At 69.6% G+C, this 4928-nt stretch carries 7 protein-coding genes; 2 read left to right on the top strand and 5 right to left on the bottom strand.

Going from position 1 to position 4928, the window contains the following annotated elements; genetic code table 11:
- The first annotated feature begins 130 nt into the window (after nt 1–130).
- Complete coding sequence (locus E8A12_RS03285; RefSeq protein ID WP_293366326.1) at nt 131–550, top strand: cupin domain-containing protein; 420 nt, start codon at nt 131–133, stop codon at nt 548–550.
- A gap of 200 nt (nt 551–750) precedes the next feature.
- Here E8A12_RS03285 and E8A12_RS03280 read toward each other — a convergent pair whose 3' ends face one another.
- Complete coding sequence (locus tag E8A12_RS03280; protein ID WP_293366325.1) at nt 751–1182, bottom strand: hypothetical protein; 432 nt, start codon at nt 1180–1182, stop codon at nt 751–753.
- A 55-nt stretch (nt 1183–1237) separates the two neighbouring features.
- Entirely contained in the window at nt 1238–2656 is a 1419-nt protein-coding gene (locus E8A12_RS03275; protein ID WP_293366324.1) for a M20 family metallopeptidase, read from the bottom strand.
- Between the two features lie 142 nt (nt 2657–2798).
- On the opposite strand from E8A12_RS03275, the gene E8A12_RS03270 reads away from it, so the two are divergent.
- Nucleotides 2799–3008 (top strand): hypothetical protein, encoded by a 210-nt coding sequence (locus E8A12_RS03270; protein ID WP_293366323.1) that lies wholly within the window; start codon nt 2799–2801, stop codon nt 3006–3008.
- Here the strand turns inward: E8A12_RS03270 and E8A12_RS03265 are convergent.
- The 3 genes from E8A12_RS03265 to E8A12_RS03255 all read right to left on the bottom strand — a co-directional run.
- Nucleotides 2983–3543, bottom strand: a complete 561-nt coding sequence (locus E8A12_RS03265) for a hypothetical protein (protein WP_293366322.1) — start codon at nt 3541–3543, stop codon at nt 2983–2985. The two genes, E8A12_RS03270 and E8A12_RS03265, sit on opposite strands and share 26 nt — an antisense overlap.
- Nucleotides 3533–4282 carry a pentapeptide repeat-containing protein gene (locus E8A12_RS03260; RefSeq protein ID WP_293366321.1) on the bottom strand — a complete coding sequence of 250 codons (750 nt, stop codon included), beginning with the start codon at nt 4280–4282 and terminating at the stop codon, nt 3533–3535. The genes E8A12_RS03265 and E8A12_RS03260 overlap by 11 nt, the downstream gene beginning before the upstream one ends.
- An 11-nt stretch (nt 4283–4293) precedes the next feature.
- Nucleotides 4294–4928, bottom strand: a 635-nt coding sequence (locus tag E8A12_RS03255) for a phosphomethylpyrimidine synthase ThiC (protein ID WP_293366320.1), incomplete at its 5' end; no start/stop codon positions are given.

Raw genomic sequence — 4928 nt, 5'->3', positions numbered from 1 at the left:
TCGGATGGGGGTGAAGTCGCAAGTTCGATGCTGGGACGAGCTCCCCTGCGCAAGGATCCACCTCGGAAATATTTCAATTCTGATTACGGGGGCAGGCTCCTAGGCTGGCCCCAACCTCGGAGGGCTAATCATGTCATTGCGTTTTGGCGCAGGCCTAGTGGTCGGCTTGGCCTTGGCCGCCTCCGCCGCCCAAGCCCAACCGCCGATCCCGGCCCGCACGCCGCTGGCCATCGTCCCTATCGCCCCGGAAAAGGCAGTCTCGCGGGTCGAGACCACGCGGGTGGATTTCGCGCCGGGCCAGGCGATGCCCGAACACAAGCACACCGTGCCGGTGATCTGCTTCGTGACCGCTGGCGACTTCCTGACCCGCATCGGCGACGCGCCGGAAACGAAGGCTCCGCAGGGCTCGGTGACCTATGAGCCTGCACAGGTGGTGGTGCACTATTTCCGCAACGCCTCGGCCACCGCGCCGGCGCAGCTGACCTGCGCCTCGCTGGCCGGCGCGCAGGACAGGATGCTGAACGTAATGCTGGACCCAAAGGCGAAATAGCTGACGCCGCGATCGGCCGCCGTATAGTGCATTTGCATCATGCGGCGCTCCGCGCGCCTCGCTAGCCTCGCTCGCAAGACTGCCGACCACTGGACCGGTGAGGCGTCTTCAAGCCGGCTCGTCCGCGCGCGGTCGCCCGCTCTCGGACCACCGTACTTCGGGCATTTCCACCGGTCTCCGTTTTTCCGCGGTCAAGGCGCTCAGGCGGCGACGGTCCAGCGCCCGCCTGGGAAGCCGTCGTCGCTGGCGGGTGGCCGAGGCCGCCTTTGCCGGCGGCGGCGCATCGCGGTCCGGCGTTCGCGCCGGGCCGCGACCAGCCTGCGGGCCGCCGCGAGCAGGGCGCGGCCGACCGCCGCCGGCCCGGTCCTGATCACGCCCGCCGCGCTCGCCACCCAGGCCAGCGCCGCGATCTCGAAATAGCCGACCACATCCCCGGCCGCGATCAGGGCGATGTCCGCCGGCAGGGTCTGGGCCAGCGCGATCATGGCCACGAAGAAGGCCGCCGCCAGGGCGATGCGCCATAGCGTCGAGCGGCTGAACAGCACCTTCAGCCCCTGCGGCGTCAGCAGCCACGCGGGCCACAGAACGCAGAGCCTGTAGAGCTGCGTCCGCCAGAGTTCGATCCCGCCCACGCCCATTTCCCCCATAGCCCGGCTTGCAGATGGGGCGTGCGCCGGCCTGCGCAAGCTAGCGGGGGCGGTCGGCGTGCTCGGCCAGGATCAGGGCGGCGGCGGCGGTGACCTTCTGGCCGGTGGGGAGGTGGATGAATTCGTTGGGACCATGGGCGTTTGAGGACGGCCCCAGAACGCCGGTGATCAGAAACTGGGCGGCCGGGAACTTCTCGCCCAGCATGCCGATGAAGGGGATGGTGCCGCCCTCGCCCATCATCGCCGCCTCGCGCCCGAAGGTCGCCTGGGAGGCGCGCTGCACGGCGGACTCCAGCCAGGGCGCCAGCGGCGGGGCGTTCCAGCCGGGGCTGGCCTGCACGGTCTGGAAGGTGACCTTCGCGCCCTGCGGCGGATCGGCGGTGAGCGTCTGCTCCAGGGCCCTGGCGCAGGCGTCCGGATCGGCGGTCGGCGGAATGCGGACGCTGAGCGCCAGCGAGGTGCCGGGACGCAGCACATTGCCGGCGCTGCGCGGGGCCGGCAGGCCGTCGGCGCCGATCACCGTGAGGGCCGGCCGCCAGGTGCGGTTCAGGATCAGCTCCGGCGTGTCGCGGGTCAGCGGTCCGGTGTCGCCGGCGAAGGGGAACTTCTTCCAGACCGTCTCTCCCAGCGCCTGGGCGGCGACCTTGGCCTGGGTCTTCCGCTCGGCGGGGATCTCGACGTTGAAGGCCGCGGGAAGGATCACACCCGTGGCCTCGTCCTCCAGCCGCGAAAGGATGGCGCGCGCGATGCGGAAGCTGTCGGGCACCACGCCCGAGGCGTCCCCGGAATGGACACCCTCGCTCAGCACTTCGACGGTGAGCAGGCCGCCGGCCAGGCCGCGCAGCGACGTGGTCAGCCACATCTGGTCATAGTTCCCGCAGCCCGAGTCCAGGCAGATCACCAGCGAGGGCGAACCGATCCGCTCCGCCAGATGGTCGACGTAGAACGGCAGGTCGTAGGACCCGCTCTCCTCGCAGGCTTCGATCAGCACCACGCAGCGGGCGCGCTTGAGGCCCTGGGCCTGCAGCGCGAGCAGCGCGGTCACAGAGGCGTAGATCGCGTAGCCGTCGTCGGCGCCGCCGCGGCCATAAAGCTTGTCGCCCTGGATCACCGGCTCCCAGGGGCCGAGCCCCTCGGACCAGCCGGTCATCTCCGGCTGCTTGTCCAGATGGCCATAGAGCAGGACGGTGTCGTCCACATCGCCGGGACTCTCGATCAGGATCACCGGCGTGCGGCCCTCCAGGCGCACCACCTCCAGCGTCGCGCCGGGCAGGGCCTTGATCTTTTCCCGCGCCCATCCGGCCATGTGCTCCACCGCCTGGTCGATGAAGCCCGACGTCGCCCAGTCCGGATCGAAGGCCGGCGACTTGGCCGGGATGCGGATGTAGTCGACCAGGGCGGGCGTGATCTCGCGGACCCAGAGATCGGCGGTGAAGTCGTTGAGGGCCTTGGCGTCCATGGGCGAACTCTCACTGAAGCAGAGGGTGGCGAAGTCCTAGCGCAGGCGTCCGTGCGCCCCAATGCCGCATCGCGGCAGTCCTTTGCCTTTCGGTAAACAGCGGGTGGCATTCGTGCGTGTCGAATGAACCGGGGACGACCTGATGATCAACTGGACTGAGCTGGGCGAGTGGGCGACCGCCTTCATGGTGGTGATCTCCGGCGCCCTGACCGGCCACTACGCGGCCGAGGGCATGAACGCGGTCCAGTGGGCCGGCGCGATCTGCGCGGTTCTGGGCTCGGTGACCCTGGCGGTGGGTGTGCGCATCTGGCCCGCCCAGCAGAAGGCTAGGGCCCAGCGCGCGCGGGACTGATCCGCGCCACCAGAAGGCTGAAGACGATCTGCCACGGCAGATAGAGCACGACCGGCAACGCGAAGGCGCGCAGCAGGTCGACGCCGCCCATGAAGAGGGCCAGACAAAGGACCCCGCCCAGCACGGCCAGCGTCGCGGACCCTCCAGCCGCCCACAGAAGCGTCCGCCGCGAAAGCTTGGCCCCGCCGAGCGCGATCAGCCCCAACAGCGCCGGCGCCGCGCCGATCAATCCGCCCAAGCCGCCGGCCGGCCCCAACATCCACAGCGGCTCGTTGAAACCCGGCGTCGCCTTGAAGGTGACAAAGACCGCCGCGCTGTGGGCCCCGGCCACGAGCACGGCCCAGGCGGCGGCTCTCCAGGGCGTCAGACGCCCCGAGGCGGCCAGTCCGACGGCGGCGGGAACCGCATAGGACACAATAGGTCCGTAGAGCTGCAGGGTCTGCGGCAGCGGAGCGAGCTGGTCCGCCGAGTCCGTCGCCAGGTGCGCCACGACCGCCGCCGCCAGCCAGGCGCTCAACGGCCAGCTAGTCCGCATGGATATCCAGCCCGAGCGCGCTCAGCAGGTCCTGCTGCTGGGACAGCGTCACCTTCATCCCGTCGCGGCTGCCCAACGCCAGGAGATCGAGGCCCGAGACCTGAGCGCCTCGCAGATCGGCGCCGGCCAGCTTCGCCCCGCCGGTCACCGCCTGGAAGAGATCGCAGCCGGAGAGGTCCGCCCCCTCCAGATCGGCGTCGGTGAGGTCGGCCTCGCGCAGGGACGACCCGGAGAGGTCGCAGCCGCGCAGGCCCGCGTCGGACAGGTCGCAGAGCTCCAGATTGCAGCGCTGGAAGACCGCGGCGGTGTGGACCGTGTTGCGACTGAGCGCGCGGGCGAAGTCGACGCGGTGGAAGCGGGCGCCGCGCAGGTTGGTTTCCGTGAATCCCGCCGACCAGGCGCTGGTCCGCTCGATGTCGGCGAAAGACAGGTCGCAGGCCTCGAAGCGGGCCTGGTCCAGCTGGCTGAAGGCGACCTGCACGCCGGAGTGGCTGTCCGGATCGGCGAAATTGCAGCGGATGAAGACCGCCTCGCGCAGGTCCGCATGGGCGAAGCGGCAGCGCAGGAACCGGCACTCCACGAACCGCGCGCCCTGCAAGATCACGGCGCTCAGCTGGGCGTCGGTCAGGACGCAGTTCGTCAGCTTGATATCGGCCAGATCCCGCTCGGCGAAGTCGTAGTCCGACAGGTCGAGGCCGTCGTAGGACCCGCCGGCCTCAATCTCGATCCGCTCGGACACGGGCCCGAGCCCTATTCCGCCGGCGTCACCGGGACCAGGATCTCGCCGCCGCTTTCGCGGAACCTGGCGGCCATTTCCTCCATGCCGACGGCGACCTCGTTCTGCTTGCGGGCGTCCTCGCGGATGTCCTGGCTGATCTTCATGGAGCAGAACTTCGGGCCGCACATGGAGCAGAAGTGGGCGGTCTTGAAGGCCTCTTTGGGCAGGCTCTCGTCGTGGTATTCGCGCGCCGTCTCCGGGTCGATGCCGAGGTTGAACTGATCCTCCCAGCGGAACTCGAAGCGGGCACGGCTGATGGCGTCGTCCCAGGCGCGCGCGGTCGGGTGACCTTTGGCCAGGTCGGCGGCGTGGGCGGCCAGCTTGTAGGTCATGACGCCCACCTTGACGTCGTCGCGGTTGGGCAGGCCGAGGTGCTCCTTCGGCGTCACGTAGCAGAGCATGGCCGTGCCGAACCAGCCGATCATCGCCGCGCCGATGGCGGAGGTGATGTGGTCGTAGCCCGGCGCAACGTCGGTGGTGAGCGGGCCCAGGGTGTAGAAGGGCGCCTCGCCGCAGACCTTCAGCTGCTTGTCCATATTGGCTTTGATCTTGTGCATCGGCACGTGACCGGGGCCCTCGATCATCACCTGCACATTGTGCTTCCAGG

Origin of the sequence: Phenylobacterium sp. (assembly GCF_004799395.1) — a bacterium.
Taxonomy (GTDB): Bacteria; Pseudomonadota; Alphaproteobacteria; order Caulobacterales; family Caulobacteraceae; genus Phenylobacterium.
This window is presented reverse-complemented; position numbering and strand designations above follow the sequence as displayed.